Genomic DNA, 16,052 nt, shown 5'->3' on the forward strand with positions numbered 1-16,052 from the left:
CGGCTCCAGTTTCAACCACGTGAGCGCATCCCGGCCGGCCCCGAGGGGCCCGGACCGGGGCGACGGCGAGCGTGCCGGACCGGCCGGCGGCGCCGGAGCGCCGCGGCCGGAACGCGCCGGCCGTCAGGCCAGCAGCACGACGAGGCCGAGCGCGGCGATGGCGCCGCCGCCCATCTGGCGCGCCACGACGCCGGTGCGGCCGGCGAGGAAGCCGGTCGACAGGCCGAGGCCGAGGCCGACCGCGTGGAGGATCGCGGTCGCCGCGACAAAGCCGGCGCCGTACTCGAGCGCGGCGACGGAGGCCGGCATCTCGGTGCCGTGGGCATGGCCGTGGAAGAGGGCGAAGACGGCGACGAGCGCCGCCGCGGCAACGCCGGAGACGTTGGCGCCGAACACGATGGCGAGGCCGAGCACCACCACGGAGCCCTTAATGCCGAGCTCGACGAGGGGCAGCGGGGCGCCGGAGACGCCGGCGATACCGCCCGCGATCATCACCGCAACGAAGGTCGCCGGCAGCGCCCACATCCAGCGGCCGCCGAGGGAGGCACCGAGAAGGCCGACCGCGATCATCGCCAGCATGTGGTCGAGGCCGCCGATGGGATGGGAGAAGCCGGCGGCGAAGCCGGACACCGATCCGGCCCCGGTGTGGGCCAGCGCCGGCACGGCGGCGGTGGCGAGCAGGGTGACGAGAGCGAGCAGTGCGCGAACGGCCATCTAGGTCTCCTTCCAATCGAATACGAGCAACGATCCGATCAAGGAGGAGACAGCCTCGCGCAAGGCAGGGCTGTCACGCTCGGCATCGGCAGCCACGGCATTGGCCCCCGGCATGGGTCGGCCGCACCGCAATCGCTTTCAGTTCCTCGAGGAACGCTGCATGTCCTGTGAGCGCGAGACTAACGAGACTGACCGGCGGCCACAAGGGCGGGACGCGACGGCCGCACAGCAGATTCCGACATCCGGCCGGCGCCGCCGCGCGTATGTTGGCAGATGCGCCCCTGCGAAGTCATTTGACATCGCGCCCGAGACGACCTGACATGAATGCACGCAGATCGCCATCCGACTTTGTCCGCCCAACCGGCATGCCCCAACGGTCAACAGAAGCCCGATCGACCCGAAACGCTCAGCCAGACATGCGGTTCTACCGACTCCTGTCCAAGATCAGCTGGCTGAACTACCCTGGCAAGATCCTCATCGTGACCTTCCTGGGGATCCACGTTCCGCTGATCACGGTGGTCATCGTCAGCCTGATGTACTCGGTGGCCGATCTCGCCACCGTGCTGACGGTGCTCGGGATCCTGCTCGTCGCGACGCTGGTCGGCACCGGGCTGACGCTGTACGTCATCTCCGACCTCCTGAAGCCGATCCTGACGGCCTCGCGGGCGCTGCGCGAATATCGCCTGTCGCAGCGGATGCCGGCGCTGCCCACCGGCTTCACCGACGAGGCCGGGCTGTTGATGCGCGATACGCAGAACACCATCCGCGACCTCGACGGACTGCTCATGCGGCTGACCCATTCCGACCCGGAATCGGGCCTGCCGAACCGCTACCGGCTGCGGCAGCTTTTCCACGAGCAGATCGTCAGCGGCGAGCGGATCGCCGTGGTGGCGCTGCGCGTGGAGAACCGCGCCGAGATCGAAGCGTTCTTCGACATCGACACCGGCACCGCGATGCTGAACCAGTTCACCGAGCGGCTGACCCGCGAGCCGTCGATCCTCGTCGCCGGACGGGTGGCGCCGGGGCTGTTCAAGTTCTCGATCCGCTGGAAGGGCCGCGCGGAGACCGAACGCGAGCTGAAGGGCATGTCGGAACGCATGAGCGCGCCGGTGTCCGACGGCCGCAACGTCTTCTATCCGCGCCTGTTCATGGGCGTCGCGACGGTTTCCGAGGACCTGATCGACGCCGACGCGCTGATGGCGGCGGCGATATCGGCGATGAGCGTCGTGGTGCCGACGGCGGAGTCCAACATCTACTTCTACTCCGTGGAGACGGAGAAGACGGCGCGCCGGCGCTTCCACATGGACCAGGAACTGCGCGAGGCGATCGGCAGCGACCAGTTCCAGCTCAACTACCAGCCGGTCGTCGACTTCGCGAAGAAGAAGGTGGTGAGCGCCGAGGCGCTGGTGCGCTGGCATCACCCGACGCGCGGGCCGATCCCGCCGAGCGACTTCATCCCCGTCGCCGAGGCGGCCGGCATCATCGTGCCGCTGGGCGCCTGGATCCTGAAGACGGCCTGCCGCCAGGCGGCGCTGTGGTCCGACGAGCTGATCAACGTGCCCCGCATCGCCATCAACATCTCGGCGCGGCAGTTCCGCGATCCCGGCCTGCTCGCCACCATCGACGAGGCGGTGGCGGCCGCCGGCATCGCCCACAACCGCCTGAAGCTGGAAATCACCGAGTCGGTGCTGCTCACCGACATCCACCTCGCCAAGCGGACCATCGGCGAGCTGCAGAGCCGCGGCATCACCGTCAGCCTCGACGATTTCGGCGCGGAGTATTCCAACCTGCGCTACGTCGCGAACTTCAATTTCGACGAGATGAAGGTCGACATGATGTTCGTGCGCAACGTCGACCTGGACAACCGGCTGAGGGCGATCTGCACGTCCATCGTCACGCTGTCGGACGGGCTGAACATCCCGATCGTCGCGGAAGGCGTGGAGCGGCCCGAGGAGATCGCGCTGCTGCACGGCCTCGGCTGCGAGATGTTCCAGGGCTACTTCTTTTCCAAGCCCGTAACCGCCGCCGAATTCCCGGCGGCGGTGCGGCGCATCCTGACCGACATGGCCGATCCCGCGTTCCTCGCGACGATCGTGCCCGCTTCGTCAGAACCGGATGCTGGCCTGGGCGGCGAAGGTGTGGCCGGTGAGGTTGTCCCGGATTTCGGCCTGATAGGACGCTCCTAGGGCGAAGCGGTCGGAAGCGACCGCGGTGAGGCCGAGGCTGCCGAGGAAGGCGTCGTCGCCGACCTCCGCCCCGTCCGCCGAGAACGCCGCGCCGAGGAGGCCGAGGTCGGTGCCCCGGTCGATGCCGCCGAAGTCGTGGCGCCAGCCGACGCTCGCCACCGGCTCCAGCAGCACCCCGTTCGCCAGAGCGAAGCGGTGCGACAGCGCCACCGCCAGCGTCGTCTGGGTCTCCGTGAACGTCTCCGCCGGCACCGTCAGCGCGAACACGCTGCCGGTTTCCGTCGCGGCGTCCCGGCGGAAGCCGCGGTAGCCGAGGGTGGCGGACGGCGTGACGGTCACCGCCGGCGTCTCGAAGGCATGGAAGGCCGTCGCCTCGGCGAAGCCGCCGAAGCCGCTGCCGTCGGCCGAGGCCGTCGCGGCGTAGCTGCCGAGGCTGGTAAGGCGGCTGGTGGAGAGATCGCCCCAGCTCAGGCCGCCGCGAAGGGCGAACGCCACCGGGCCGGCGTCGAACGTGCCGTAGAGACCGCCCTGGTAAGTGTCGACGTCGCCCGAGCCGTTGGCGCCGGCCGAGACGTCGGCGTACTCGTAGGAGAGCGCGAAGCCGGCGGCGCCGAAGCCGAAGCGCCAGTCGGCGCCGACCGCGCCGTTGGTGGCCCGCACGTCGTAGCCGGACAGCCCGCCCGAGGTGCCGACGTCGGTGGCCGCCACCTCGCCCGCCGCCCACGCCTCGCCGGTGCCGAACGGCGTGCCGCGGGCGGAGAGACGGTTCATCGCGATGCCCATCTGACGGTCGCCCAGCGTGTCGGCGAAGCGGCCGACGGCGCGCACCGCCGTGGTGCCCATCTCCGCGTGCACCTGTCCGGCGAGGCTGGAGAAGCCGGCGTCGAGCCCCGCCGCGTCGGCGGAATAGAGGATGGTGTAGAGGTCGTTGCTGGCGGCCGAGGGCCGGACGCCGGCGGCGGGACGCGCCGCGTCGATGGCCGCGCCGAGCGCCCGCTCGTTCGCCGTCTGGGCGACGCCCACGGCGCCGAGGCTGGCGTAGCTGAGCGGCGTGACGGCGAGCGCCAGCGCGGTCGGGCTGTAGAGCACGTCGAAGCGGGTGCCGCCCGGAAGCCCGGCCGAGGGCTGGGTGAGGGCTGCGAAGCTGCCGGCCACCGAGGGCGCCTGGACGAACACGAAGCTCTGGCCGAGCGTCGGGGTGAAGGTGTTGGTGGCGGAGCCGGCGATCCCCCGCAGGACCGGCGCCAGCGTGCCGCCGGCGGTGAACACCGAGCCGGTGCCTTGGACGAGGATGCGGTCGAAGTTGCCGGCGCCGTTGCCGGTGCCCGGCCCGTCTACCTCGATGCGGGTGGTGGCGGTGGAGGTGAGCGTCACGTCGCCGGTGACGGTGAGCGTGCCGGGCGAGTTGCCCGGGGAGAGCAGGCCCGCCACGGTGACGTCGGAGACCACGGCCCCGGTGCCCGACAGCGTGCCGCCCTGGGCGACCGACAGGGTCGGCGTGGTCAGCGATCCGTTGACCGACAGCGTGCCGCCATCGACGGTGGATGCCTGTTGGAAGGTGGCGGCGTTCTGGACGGCGAGCGTGCCCGAGCCGGTCTTCTCCAGCGCCCCCTGGCTGGTGAAGTCCACCATCCAGGTCGTGTCGCCGCCGCCCTCGCCAACCGTGTAGGTGCCGGTCTCCGTCATGCCGACCGGACCGACGGACAGCGCCCGGTCGAGGCGCACCAGGCCCCAGCCGTAGACCGCGTCGACGCCCGGCGCGCCGAGGTCTTCCGCCGTCATGAACAGGATCTCGACGATCTCCGCCGGCGTGAACGTCGGATACGCCTCGATCAGGATCGCGATTGCACCCGCCACGTTCGGCGACGCCATCGACGTGCCGCTGTACGACGCGTAGCTGTTCGTCGGAACGGTCGAATAGATTGCGGTGTCGCCCTGCTTGCCGAGCGAAGGATCGTCGAGGGCGATCTTGTCGCCGCCGGGCGCGGAGACGCACCACTCCTTCGCCGCGCCGCACATCTGGGAATAGCTGGCGAGCTGATTGTAGGCGTCGAGCGCGACGACGACGATGATGCGACCGCGGGCGATGCCGTCGGCCTGTTCCGCCGCCGCCAGCGCCTCCGGTGAAACGAAGCTCAGGTCAAGTCCGGATCCATGATCGTCGTAGATCAGCGCTCCGGCGGAGTTCCTGGCATTCTGGTTCTGCGGCCGGATGAAGGGATAAAGGCCGCCTCCGCTCGGATTTTCGGAATAGACGGGGTTGTCGATCCGGGAGTTGCCGGCTGCCATGACGATGATCTGTCCGGCGTCCAGATTGCCGCGCATGGCGACCGCTTCGCGGCGCAACTCGTCCTGGTCGGCGGCATTGCCGAGGTCCCAGCTTACGTCTTCGTCACCCGGGCCCGGTCCGAAGCTGCCATTGATGACGCGGACGTCGCGAAACTGCGCGAGATAGGCGAACCCCTTGGTCCATTCCACCTCGTCCCCGCCGATCTTCTGGCACTCCTCGTAGGGTCCGCATCGCTCCAGGAACTGAGTGGAAAGGACGTTACCCTCGTCATCGACCACATTGCCGCCCTGCTGGATTGCCTTGACGGCCAGGATCATCGCTCCGGGAGCCACGCCCTGCATGCCGAAGCCGTTCTGACCCGCCCCGATGATGCCCGACACGTGCGTGCCGTGCTTGCCCTGGTCGAGGGTATCCGTCGGCCCCTGCTGGAAGGCCGCCTCGATCTGCTCGTCGGTGAACGTGGGGCACTGGGACGTGTCGCGCCGCTGGCAGACGACGTCGCTGTTCAGCCAGTACAGGAAGCTCGTGGAGCGCGGGTCGATCCGGCCGGCGAACTCCGGATGGACGCTGCCGTCCGGGCGCATGTCGATGCCGGTGTCGATGACGCCAACCACGACGCCCTTGCCGGTCAGCCCCTGTTCGAGCGCGGTTGCGACCCCCATCGCATCGAGACTGTAATTGCGCTGGAACTCCGGCAACGAGGCGCGCGGAATCGCGGGATTTCCACCCGGATAGGGGAGCGCGTCGGCGCGCGGCGCGACGGCCGCTCCGGCCAGGCCCGGCACACCGGCAAGCGACGCAGCGGGATAGGCTGCCGCCAGCTCACGGCCGGCGGAGACCGCGCGCCGGATCTGGTCGGCGATGTCGGGGCGCAGCTCGACGGCGGTCGCTTCGATCGCACCCGCCCGCTGCGGCGTCAGCCGCGCATTCTCCACCACGCTGGCGATGAGCGACCGGTCGCCGAAGCCCGCCGCCTGGCTGAGCGCGTCACGGACCATGGAGGTGGTGGGCTCGGCGGGGACCGTGGACTGGGCGAGGGTCGCGCCGGACCCCGAGGCCATCAGACCAACGACAAGAGACGTGACCAGAACGCGCGGTGCGAAAATGAACTTCACGGACGTTGCCCCTCCCCTCGCGGCCTTTTTCCAATCGCCCGTAAGGCGTCCCAAGCCGCTGCGATACATCAAGATTTCAGCGCCCAGCCGAAATCGCCGAGGGGATGTTGCCGATCAATCCGGGAGCGACAACATCATTTGACAATCGGCCGGAAAGAAATGTTTCGAGCGTGATGTAAGTCACACAATCGACGTGGCGCCGTGCTTGCGGCTGCTCCGCAACGGCGCCGTCATCGCCGTGAGAAACGGGTCCGGAGCCGAGGCGCATTGCGACGCACGGCTGGTCAGAACCCGATGCCGGCGCGGGCCGGGAGGGCGTGGGCGGGGAGGCTCCCGCCTTTGGCCCATGGGACGCGCGCCCGCCCGGTCAGGGCGCGATCATGCCGTTGCGGATCTGGTGCGGATCGAAGGCGAAGACGAGATCCGGATCCTCGTCGAGCACGGACTCGTCCTTGCCGTCGTATTCCAGCGTCGAGAGCATGTGCTTGATGAGGTTCAGCCGTGCCTGACGCTTGATGTCGGCGCGCACGATGGTCCAGGGCGTGATCGGATTGTGGGTGCGGGCGAGCATCTCGTTGCGGGCCTCGCTGTAGTCGTCCCAGTGCTTGGACGCGACGGCGTCGATCGGGCTGATCTTCCACTGCTTGAGCGGATCGGTGTGGCGCGCCTCTAGGCGCTCGCTCTGGGTCTCGAAGGTGATGTCGAGATAGTATTTCAGCAGCGTGATGCCGGAACGCACCAGCATGTGCTCGAAGTCGAGCACCGTCTCCATGAAGCGCTCGTACTCGACGTCGGTGCAGAAGCCCATCACCCGCTCGACACCCGCCCGGTTGTACCAGCTGCGATTGAACAGGACGAATTCCTGGGAGGCCGGGAGATAGGGGACGAAGCGCTGGAAGTACCAGGTCGTCTGCTCGCGGTCCGACGGCTTGCCGAGCGCCACGACGCGCGTCTCGCGCGGGCTCAGATGCTCCGTGATCCGCTTGATCACGCCGTCCTTGCCGGCGGCGTCGCGGCCCTCGAGGATCACCAGGATCTTGTCGTCGCACTTGATGAAGTGGCGCTGCAGCTTGACCAGTTCGATCTGCAGCGCATGCAGCTGCTTCTTGTAGTCCTTCTTGCCGATCTTCGGCACTGGCGGGGCGTCGTGGTGCTTGTCTTTCGCCATCATGACCTCTCGGAATGCCGGTGTCGTCGCCGGCCGGCCCCGGGACTATAGCCCAGCCCCCCGAGCGAACACGCGGAATCGCGCGCGGGTTCCTTCCCCCGGCCGGGGCAGCGACCACCACCGGTCGCGGGCGCGCGTCATTCCATGGCGATGTCGGGGGCGGAGGACTTCGCCTTCGGACCGCGCATCAGGAGGAGCAGCGGCACCACGGCGATGACGATCCACATCATCGCGGTGAAGTCGTCCAGGTAGGCGACCGTCGTCGCCTGGACCGTCACCACGTTGTTGAGCGCCGACAGGCCGGCCGTGCTGTCCACCGACCACGCGCCCGGCAGCCAGGGCGACTGCAGGGCCATCCGGAACGGCGTCAGCGCGCCGGAGAGGCTCTCGTGCATGACCTGGGTGTTCTGGGTAAGCATGGTCGTCATCACCGAGATGCCGATCGACGAGCCGATGTTGCGCATCAGGGAGAACATGGCGGTCCCCTCGTTGCGGTATTTCGGATCGAGCGTGGCGAAGGTGATCGTCGACAGCGGCACGAAGATGAAGCCGAGACCGACGCCCTGGACGATGCCGGTGACGACCAGCGTCTGCTGGCTGACCTCGGTGGTGAAGCCGGCCATCTGGTGCAGCGACAGCGCCGTCATGACGAGGCCGAACAGGATGAGGAAGCGGACGTCCACCCGCCCGATGAGGCGGCCGACCACCATCATCGCCACCATTGAGCCGACGCCGCGCGGCGCCAGCAGGAGGCCCGCCGTCATCACTGGATAGCCCATCAGCTGCTGGAGGAACGGCGGCAGCAGCGCCAGCGTGGCGAGCAGCACGACGCCGATCACGAAGATGAAGCACAGCCCGACGGCGAAGTTGCGGTCGGTGAACAGGCCGGGCTCGAGGAACGGCCGCTTGGCGGTGAACATGTGGACCAGGAACATGTAGAACGTGACGCCGCACAGCACCGTCTCGATCAGCACCTCCGTCGAGGAGAACCAGTCCTGGGACTCGCCCCGGTCGAGCATCATCTGCAGGGCGCCGATGGAGAGGCTGAGCAGCGCGAAGCCGAACCAGTCGAACGGCAGGCCGGCCTTCTTGTCGGTCTCGGTGACGAAGCTCATGATCCCGAGGAAGGCGAAGATGCCGACGGGCACGTTGATGTAGAACACCCAGCGCCAGTTGTAATACTCGGTCAGATAGCCGCCGAGCGTCGGCCCCAGGATCGGGCCGAGCATGACGCCCATGCCCCAGATCGCCATGGCCGAGCCGTGCTGCTCCTTCGGGTAGGTGTCGAGCAGCACCGCCTGGGACAGCGGCACGAGGCCGGCCCCGAAGGCGCCCTGCATGAGCCGGAACAGCACCATTTCGGGCAGCGAGGTCGCCGCGCCGCACAGGATCGACGAGAACGTGAACCCCGCGACGGCCACCATGAACAGCTTCTTCCGCCCGAACCGGGCGGCCAGGAAGCCGGTCGGCGGCGTCATAATCGCCGCGGCCACGATGTAGGAGGTCAGCACCCAGGAGATCTGGTCCTGGGTCGCCGACATGGACCCCTGCATGTGCGGCAGCGCAACGTTGGCGATGGTGGTGTCCAGCGCCTGCATGATGGTGGCGAGCATGATGGAGGCGGTGGTCAGCCCCCGTCCGAGCTTCGTCGAGCCGCCGTCCGGCGTCGCGATCGCGGCGGCAGTCATCTCGCGACCTCCGCCGCCACGGCGGCGGGCCTGGCTTCGGCGACCGGCTTGCTGGCAAGCCCGTCGATCCATCCGAGCGCGGTGCGGGCGAAGGCCGGCAGCTCGCGCTGGTGGTGGGTGTCGATCTCGACCTGGGAGCTCATGCCGGCGCGCAGCACGGGGCCGTCGGCCTCGGTATCGACGGCGATGCGGACCGGGATGCGCTGCACGACCTTCACCCAGTTGCCGGTGGCGTTCTGCGCCGGCAGCACGGAAAATTCCGAGCCGGTGGCCGGCGACACGCTGGCGACGGTGCCGTGCCAGACCTGGTCGGGATAGGCGTCGACCTCGATGTCGACGGCCTGGCCGGGCCGGACGTAGGTGAGCTGCGTTTCCTTGAAGTTCCCGTCGATCCAGATGCCGTCGCTGGAGACGAGGCTCATCACGGCGCTGCCCGGCGTGACGTACTGGCCGGGCTCCGGCGTGTTGCCGGCGACGCCGTTGAAGGGAGCCGTCACCGTGGTGTGGGCGAGATCGAGCTTGGCCTGGTCGAGCTGGGCCTTCGCCTGCTGGTACTGTGCCGTCTTCTCGACGGGCACGTCGGCGCTGCCGCCGATCTTGGCGAGCGTGGTGCGCATCAGGAACCGATCGAGCTTGATCTGCTGCTCGGCCTTGTCGAGGGCGTTCTGCACGTCGTCGAGGGTCGCCTGGGAGACGACGTTGTTCTTCAGGAGCGTCGCCTGGCGGTCGTAGCGGCGCTGGGCGTACTCCAGGTTGGTCTGGGCGAGCTCGGCGCTCGCCTTCTCCTGCTGGTAGGTCTCTTTCAGCGCCTGGACGTCCTGACGCACCGACTGGAGGTTCGCCTCGGCCTGCTCGACGGCGATCTCGTAGGTGCCGCGGTCGATCTGGAACAGCACGTCGCCCTTGGCGACGGCCTGGTTCTCCTTCACCGCCACCGTCTGGATTGGACCGGCGACCTGGGCGCTGACGGCGACCTTGTCGGCATGGACGTAGGCGTTCTCGGTGGAGACGTAGCGGCCGCCGGAATAGTACCAGGCGGTGCCGCCGACGATGACCGCGAGCGGGCCCGCGATCAGCAGCAGCGGCCGCAGCCAGCGGCGGCGACGCCGGACGGGCGCGGCGGCGGGACCCGCCACCACCTGCGCCTGGGCGGTCGGCGCCGGCAGCGTGTCGGCGGCCGCGACGGCGTCGCCCGTCTCCGTATCAGAGACTTTCTCGGTCATGTCTGTTCCTCGTCGGTCGGGCGGCAGGCGGCCTTCGATTCCGCCTCCGCCGCAATCAGGTTGGCGCGCATGTCGCCCAGCGCGCCGATCACCGTCTCGAGCGTCTCGGGGGAGATCCCCGCCAAGGCTTCGGCGCGGGTCTCCGCGGCCAGCTCCCACATCCGCTCCAGCGTGTCGTGCGCCCCTTCCGACAGGTAGAGCTTGATGGCGCGGCGGTCGGACGGGTCCTTGCGGCGCTCGACCAGATCGGCCGCCTCGAGCTTGTCGATCAGCCGGGCCAACGTGATCGGCTGGATCTCCATCAGCTCGGCGAGCGCGGCCTGGCGGATGCCCTCCCGCTTGGCAAGATGGGCCAGCGCCTGCCACTGGGCCGGGGTGAGCCCGAGCCCGCTCGCCCGCCGCACGAAGTTGCGCCGCACCATGCGGGCCACGTCGTGGATCAGGAAGGTCAGGCTCTGGGAGGGGTTGCGCGGATCGTTCGGACGCATTTGCAGTGGGTATCCTTATAATAAGCAACATATATAAAATCGAGCCGCCGCTTGCCAAGACCCCGCCCGCACCGCAAACGCAAAAAGGGCCGGCGGATGCCTGCCCTTACGAAAGACGGACGACGTATTGATCCGGGTCGATCGGCCGCCCTGCGTTCAGGCTTTTCCCCGGTCCTGCCGCGCAAGCTCATCAATGACCAACTCTACCAACTCGGACGTTGGGCATCGGCCGTCGAGCCGCAGCAACGGGGCGGATTGAGTGGCCAGCCAGCGTTCGTGCTGCGCGCGGCTGCGTCCTGAAAAGCCGGGGTCATCGTAGCGGGACGCCCAGTCGCGGAAGGCCAGATGGGCCTCATGCATATCGCCGCCAGGGCGGATGCGCGCACCATAACGCTCGGCCTCCCGGCGATCGAGGCGCTGAAGCCGGAGGGATGTCGGCGTCTCGACGAAAGCAACGAGGTCCACGTTCCGGATCAGGGTCTCGCCCCATCCCATGAAAGAGCCCGACAGCACCCAGCCCGGCAACGCGCTCTGACGCTCGCGGATCAGGCGCACGCGCTCCCCCGGAGGCCGCTTGCTTGTGAACGGCGGGTCGGTTGGCATCCAGTAGAAGTCATCGACATCCAGCTGATGGACGCCGAACCTCTCGGCCAGCGCCGCGCCAAGGGTGGATACGCCCGAACACGATGCGCCGGTCAGGTGGATGCGCGGCCGGTTTGCCATCTCGCCCTCGTTTGATACGCGGTCGGATCAGCCGCGCCCGTCCCGCAGCGCAGCGGTTCCGACAAGCCCCATGAACGCACAAACCCCGCCACGCGTGACGGGGTTTGCCGGGGATCCAAATGGCCGGCGGAGCCGGCCCTTCGGCAAACGTCGATCGGGCGTGCGCCCGAACTCAGGCCGCCTTCGGCTTGCCGGTCTTGGAGTGGGCTTCCTGGGTGCGCGCCTTGAGGTCGCGCAGGGTGGTCAGCTCCAGCTCGGTCGGCGGCGGGGTCTCTTCCACGCCGTCGGCGAACTTCACTTCCCAGCCGCAGGTCTTCTGCACGTCGTCGCGGGACACGCCCGGATGCAGGGAGACCACGGTGAACTCCTTGGTCTCCGGATCCGGCCGCCAGACCGCGAGGTCGGTGATGAGCAGCGTCGGCCCCTTGGTGGTGATGCCGATCCGCTGGCGGTGGTCGCCGCCGTCGCCGTGGCCGAACGAGGTGTAGAAGTCGATCTTGTCGACCATGCCGCGCAGCGACTGCTTCATGGTGATGTAGATCTCGCCCGAGGAGGACGCGATCTCCGGCGCGCCGCCGCCGCCGGGAAGCCGGACCTTCGGCTTGTGGTAGTCGCCGATGACGGTGGTGTTGATGTTGCCGAAGCGGTCGAGCTGGGCCGCCCCCAGGAAGCCGACGGTGATGCGGCCGCCCTGCAGCCAGTAGCGGAACATCTCCGGCACGGCGACGGTGGTGACCGCCGTCTCGCAGAGCTCGCCGTCGCCGATGGACAGCGGCAGCACGTCCGGCGCGGTGCCGATGGTGCCCGACTCGTAGATCAGCGTGATGTCCGGCGCGTGGGTGAGCCGGGCGACGTTGCAGGCGGCCGAGGGCGCGCCGATGCCGACGAAGCAGACGTCGTCGTTCTTCAGGGACCGCGCGGCGGCGATCGTCATGATTTCGTCGGGGGTGAAGCCGAGATCGCTCATGCGGCGCTCCTGAGGTTGGCGGTGCGGTCGGCGTAGACCTCCGGACCGGCCTCCAGCACGTTCTCCTTCATCCAGGCCGTGAACGCGTCACGGTCGGAGGACACCTTGTCCCATTCCAGGTAGGTGGCGTTGTCGCGCTCGTAATAGCCCTGGGCATAGGACGGATGCGCCCCGCCCGGCACCACGGCGATGGCCGCAATGGTCCAGTGGGGCAGCACGCAGGCATTCGGATGGGTGTCGAGTTCGTCGACGATCTCCTCGACCGTGACCACCGCGCGCTTGGCGGCCAGCACGGCCTCCTTCTGCACCGCGACGATGCCCTCGATCAGGACGTTGCCCTTGCGGTCGGCCTTCTGGGCGTGGATCACCGAGACGTCGGGGCGCACCGCCGGCACCGCGGCGAGTTCCTCGCCGGTGAACGGGCAGTTGATCGACTTGATGTTGGGATTGACCTTGGCGAGGTCGGCGCCCTTGTAGCCGCGGAAGATCGCGCACGGCAGCCCGGCGGCGCCCGCCTCGTAGGCGTTGGCCATCGCGGCGTGGCTGTGCTCCTCGATCTCAAGCGACTTCGGCCAGGCGTTCTCCACGGCGTCGCGCACCCGGCGCAGCAGGCCGACGCCGGGGTTGCCGGCGTAGGAGAACACCAGCTTCTTCACCATGCCCATGCCGACCATCTGGTCGTAGATGATGTCCGGCGTCATCCGGATCAGCGTCAGGTCCTTGCGGCCCTGGCGGATCGTCTCGTGACCGGCGGCATGGGGAATGAGGTGGGTGAAGCCTTCGAAGGCGGCGACGTCTCCGTCGCGGACGTTCTCGGCGATGGCGTCGTGCAGGGACAGGAACTTGGTCATTCTCGCTCGTGTTTTCTTTCGACGGAGCCCGGCCGGACTTTGTACCGGTTCATGGCCGAGACGCAAGGCGGGAGACCGCCGCGGCGACGGCGGGGGCCGTCGCGGCCGGATCAGTCGTCCAGCGCCGCCCGGGCGATGCCGCCAGCGCAGAAGTCGATGAGGACGGCCTTGTAGGCCAGCACGTCCGGACCGCGCTCCGGCGCGGCCGCCTCGGCCTCCGCCGACAGGCCGGCGATGCGCGCGGTGGAGGCGACCACCGACAGCATGCAGGCCACCGACATGACCAGGGCGGCGGCGAGCTTGTCGCGATCGGCGCGCGGATGGAGCGCCGCGATCGCATCGATGTAGACGCGGGCGGTGGGGTCGTAGAAGTCGCGCACCTGCGGATACCAGCGGTCGTCGCTGACGGTGCGGGCGATCAGCCGCGCATAGGCCCGCCACTGGGGATCGCCGCCCGACGCGATGTCGATATAGGGGGCGATGTAGGCCTCGACGAGATCGTGGAGCGTGGGCGCGACGGCGCGCTGCTGGAGCACGGCCAGCCGCTCGGCGCGGGCCGCCGACAGGGTTTCCACCCGGCGCGCCAGGATCGTCTTGAAGAGGTCGAGCTTGGCGCCGCCATGGAAGCCGACCACCCCGAGGGTGACGCCCGCCTCCTGGGCAATCTGGCGGATCGACACCGCATCGAAGCCATGGTCGGCGAACAGCCGCTCGGCGGCATCGAGGACGCGCTCGCGCGTCGCCTCGCCGCGCACCAGCCGGCCATCTTCCTTGGCCGGTTCGGGCGGGGGGTCGATCTCGGATGCCGTCTCGGGTGGTGCCATGAAACCTCTCTTGACAATTTATACGTACGTTCAGATAAATTTATCAAGCCGACCGTCGGGAGACCGTCGAGAACAAGGATCGGCCAGCCCGACCGGTGCGCCGTCCGCGCCGTCCCAGGCTCGAGGAAACATACAATCTCGCCGGCGAGCCGTCCGGCGTCCTGAGGAGGTCCTGATGAACCTGCGCACGATTCTCGGTGGAACGATGCTGTCCGCCGCCCTTGCCGCGACCGCCGTTCCGGCGCTTGCCGAAGAGATCGACGCCACCGTGATCGCCGGCCATCCGCCGGTGTTCCTGTGGGTGAAGACGCTGCACGAGGCGTTCATTCCGGCCGTCGACAAGGCGCTGGAAGGCACCGACTACACCATGAAATGGACCGAGGCCTACGGCGGCACGCTGGCGAACGTCGGCGGCGAGCTGGAGGCCATGGAGGACGGGCTCGCCCAGCTCGGCATCGTCTCCAGCCTGTTCGAGCCGTCGCTGCTGTCGCTGCAGAACGTCTCCTACGTGACCCCGTTCGGCTCGCCCGACGTCGACCTGGTGCTGACCAGCGTCGACAAGATGCACGACGAGATCCCCGACATGCGCAAGCTGTGGGAGGAGCACGACATCGAGTATCTGGGCGGCGGCTTCGGCCTCGAGGACTACCTGCTGATGACCAAGTTCCCGGTCACCGGCATCAAGGACCTGGAGGGCCGCAAGATCAACGCGCCCGGACCGGCCGTGAACTGGCTGAAGGGCACCGGCGCCGTCGGCGTGTCGGGCAACCTGACCACCTACTACAACGATCTGCAGACCGGCGTGACCGAGGGCGTCATCGTGTTCCCGACCGCGGCCGCCGCGGCCAAGCTCTACGAGCAGGCCAAGTACGTGACCCGCACCCATTTCGGCGCCCAGTACGCCGGCGGCATCGTCGCCAACAAGCCGTGGTTCGAGGAGCAGCCGAAGGAGGTGCAGGACGCCATCCGCGCCGGCACCGAGGCGTTCGCCAAGGCCTACCGCACCGGCCTGGAAGAGCGCGTGAAGGCCGCCATGGAGACCATGGAAAAGGGCGGCGCGGTGATCACCGAGCTGTCGCCCGAGGCGCAGAAGGAATGGGCCGACGCGCTCCCGAACCTGCCGATGGAGTGGGCCAAGGAACTCGAGGCGAAGGGCCTTGCCGGCGAGACCGTCGTGAAGACCTACCTCGACAAGCTGCGGGCCGGCGGCGCCAAGCTGGCGCGCGACTGGGACAAGCAGTAGTCCCGGCCGGCCGGGGCCACCACCGATGGCGACCGATATCCGCACCGCAGCCTCCCGGGAACCGGCGCTCGTCCGGCTCCTGGGGGCCGTCATGTCGCTGACCAACGTGCTGGCCACGACGTGGATCCTCTTGCTGATGGTGCTGATCGTCGCCGACGTGGTCGGGCGCAACGCCTTCCTCAGCCCCATCGCCGGGGTGCCGGAGATGGTCAAGTACTCCATCGTCGGCATCGTCTTCCTGCAGGTGGCCCACACCCACTGGAAGGGCCAGATGATCCGTTCCGACGGGCTCCTGTCGGTGGTCGCCGCGCGGCGGCCACGGCTCGCCGCCGGCTTCGACCTCGTCGCCCAGCTGATCGGCGCCGGCTTCACCGTGGCGCTCGCCTGGGCGGTCTGGCCGAAGATGATCCGCGCGTTCGAGCGCGGCGAGATGGAGGGCGTGTCGGGCCACTTCACCATGCCGGTCTGGCCGTTCCTGGCCATCATCGTGCTGGGCTCGGCGCTGCTCGCCCTCTCCTTCCTCCTGTCGGCCGGCATCGCGGCCCGCAGGCTTTCAGCGCGTCCGGAGTAGA

General features: G+C 68.7%; 13 protein-coding genes. 3 read left to right on the forward strand and 10 right to left on the reverse strand.

All coding sequences use genetic code 11. The annotated features are described in order from the left end of the window. Positions 1–123: 123 nt before the first annotated feature. Positions 124–714: a HupE/UreJ family protein gene (locus AB7M35_RS09685; RefSeq protein WP_453959233.1), complete on the reverse strand. Its 591-nt coding sequence runs from the start codon at positions 712–714 to the stop codon at positions 124–126. Positions 715–1,130: 416 nt separating this feature from the next. Here AB7M35_RS09685 and AB7M35_RS09690 point away from each other — a divergent pair, with 416 nt between their 5' ends. After that, positions 1,131–2,900 carry a putative bifunctional diguanylate cyclase/phosphodiesterase gene (locus AB7M35_RS09690; protein WP_453959235.1) on the forward strand — a complete coding sequence of 590 codons (1,770 nt, stop codon included), beginning with the start codon at positions 1,131–1,133 and terminating at the stop codon, positions 2,898–2,900. Here the strand turns inward: AB7M35_RS09690 and AB7M35_RS09695 are convergent. The 9 genes from AB7M35_RS09695 to AB7M35_RS09735 all read right to left on the reverse strand — a co-directional run bounded on the left by AB7M35_RS09695 (position 2,820) and on the right by AB7M35_RS09735 (position 14,237). Next, entirely contained in the window at positions 2,820–6,305 is a 3,486-nt protein-coding gene (locus tag AB7M35_RS09695) for a S8 family serine peptidase (protein WP_453959236.1), read from the reverse strand. The two genes, AB7M35_RS09690 and AB7M35_RS09695, sit on opposite strands and share 81 nt — an antisense overlap. Positions 6,306–6,672: 367 nt before the next feature. Further along, the gene (gene ppk2 / locus AB7M35_RS09700) at positions 6,673–7,473 is read right to left on the reverse strand and encodes a polyphosphate kinase 2 (protein ID WP_453959238.1); all 801 of its coding nucleotides are present in this window, start codon (positions 7,471–7,473) and stop codon (positions 6,673–6,675) included. Positions 7,474–7,610: 137 nt separating this feature from the next. Then, positions 7,611–9,161, reverse strand: coding sequence for a DHA2 family efflux MFS transporter permease subunit (locus AB7M35_RS09705; RefSeq protein ID WP_453959240.1), 1,551 nt, complete (start codon positions 9,159–9,161; stop codon positions 7,611–7,613). Further along, the gene (locus AB7M35_RS09710; RefSeq protein WP_453959242.1) at positions 9,158–10,384 is read right to left on the reverse strand and encodes an HlyD family secretion protein; all 1,227 of its coding nucleotides are present in this window, start codon (positions 10,382–10,384) and stop codon (positions 9,158–9,160) included. The genes AB7M35_RS09705 and AB7M35_RS09710 overlap by 4 nt, the downstream gene beginning before the upstream one ends. Further along, positions 10,381–10,872, reverse strand: coding sequence for a MarR family winged helix-turn-helix transcriptional regulator (locus tag AB7M35_RS09715; RefSeq protein ID WP_453959243.1), 492 nt, complete (start codon positions 10,870–10,872; stop codon positions 10,381–10,383). The genes AB7M35_RS09710 and AB7M35_RS09715 overlap by 4 nt, the downstream gene beginning before the upstream one ends. 156 nt (positions 10,873–11,028) lie before the next feature. Continuing rightward, on the reverse strand, positions 11,029–11,595 hold the full coding sequence (locus tag AB7M35_RS09720) for an ATP-binding protein (protein ID WP_453959245.1): 567 nt from the start codon (positions 11,593–11,595) through the stop codon (positions 11,029–11,031). Positions 11,596–11,767: 172 nt separating this feature from the next. Continuing rightward, the gene (locus AB7M35_RS09725) at positions 11,768–12,562 is read right to left on the reverse strand and encodes a CoA-transferase subunit beta (RefSeq protein WP_453959246.1); all 795 of its coding nucleotides are present in this window, start codon (positions 12,560–12,562) and stop codon (positions 11,768–11,770) included. Continuing rightward, positions 12,559–13,413, reverse strand: coding sequence for a CoA transferase subunit A (locus tag AB7M35_RS09730; RefSeq protein ID WP_453959248.1), 855 nt, complete (start codon positions 13,411–13,413; stop codon positions 12,559–12,561). Before AB7M35_RS09730 ends, AB7M35_RS09725 begins: the two co-directional genes overlap by 4 nt. Positions 13,414–13,523: 110 nt before the next feature. Then, the gene (locus AB7M35_RS09735) at positions 13,524–14,237 is read right to left on the reverse strand and encodes a TetR/AcrR family transcriptional regulator (protein WP_453959250.1); all 714 of its coding nucleotides are present in this window, start codon (positions 14,235–14,237) and stop codon (positions 13,524–13,526) included. A 175-nt stretch (positions 14,238–14,412) separates the two neighbouring features. Here AB7M35_RS09735 and AB7M35_RS09740 point away from each other — a divergent pair, with 175 nt between their 5' ends. Together AB7M35_RS09740 and AB7M35_RS09745 are read left to right on the forward strand one after the other, a co-directional pair. Continuing rightward, a complete protein-coding gene (locus AB7M35_RS09740; RefSeq protein WP_453959252.1) occupies positions 14,413–15,480 on the forward strand; it encodes a C4-dicarboxylate TRAP transporter substrate-binding protein in 1,068 nt (355 codons plus the stop codon). A 25-nt stretch (positions 15,481–15,505) separates the two neighbouring features. Further along, a complete protein-coding gene (locus tag AB7M35_RS09745) occupies positions 15,506–16,051 on the forward strand; it encodes a TRAP transporter small permease subunit (protein WP_453959254.1) in 546 nt (181 codons plus the stop codon). Position 16,052: the final 1 nt, after the last annotated feature.

It is taken from the genome of Amorphus suaedae (assembly GCF_053629675.1).

Excerpts from the sequence above, each read along its gene's own strand:
- AB7M35_RS09690 (WP_453959235.1), top strand. The coding sequence starts at position 1,131 with ATGCGGTTCTACCGACTCCTGTCCAAGATCAGCTGGCTGAACTACCCT.
- AB7M35_RS09685 (WP_453959233.1), bottom strand. The coding sequence starts at position 714 with ATGGCCGTTCGCGCACTGCTCGCTCTCGTCACCCTGCTCGCCACCGCC.
- ppk2 (WP_453959238.1), bottom strand. The coding sequence starts at position 7,473 with ATGGCGAAAGACAAGCACCACGACGCCCCGCCAGTGCCGAAGATCGGC.
- AB7M35_RS09710 (WP_453959242.1), bottom strand. The coding sequence starts at position 10,384 with ATGACCGAGAAAGTCTCTGATACGGAGACGGGCGACGCCGTCGCGGCC.
- AB7M35_RS09725 (WP_453959246.1), bottom strand. The coding sequence starts at position 12,562 with ATGAGCGATCTCGGCTTCACCCCCGACGAAATCATGACGATCGCCGCC.
- AB7M35_RS09730 (WP_453959248.1), bottom strand. The coding sequence starts at position 13,413 with ATGACCAAGTTCCTGTCCCTGCACGACGCCATCGCCGAGAACGTCCGC.
- AB7M35_RS09735 (WP_453959250.1), bottom strand. The coding sequence starts at position 14,237 with ATGGCACCACCCGAGACGGCATCCGAGATCGACCCCCCGCCCGAACCG.
- AB7M35_RS09715 (WP_453959243.1), bottom strand. The coding sequence starts at position 10,872 with ATGCGTCCGAACGATCCGCGCAACCCCTCCCAGAGCCTGACCTTCCTG.
- AB7M35_RS09740 (WP_453959252.1), top strand. The coding sequence starts at position 14,413 with ATGAACCTGCGCACGATTCTCGGTGGAACGATGCTGTCCGCCGCCCTT.
- AB7M35_RS09745 (WP_453959254.1), top strand. The coding sequence starts at position 15,506 with ATGGCGACCGATATCCGCACCGCAGCCTCCCGGGAACCGGCGCTCGTC.
- AB7M35_RS09705 (WP_453959240.1), bottom strand. The coding sequence starts at position 9,161 with ATGACTGCCGCCGCGATCGCGACGCCGGACGGCGGCTCGACGAAGCTC.
- AB7M35_RS09720 (WP_453959245.1), bottom strand. The coding sequence starts at position 11,595 with ATGGCAAACCGGCCGCGCATCCACCTGACCGGCGCATCGTGTTCGGGC.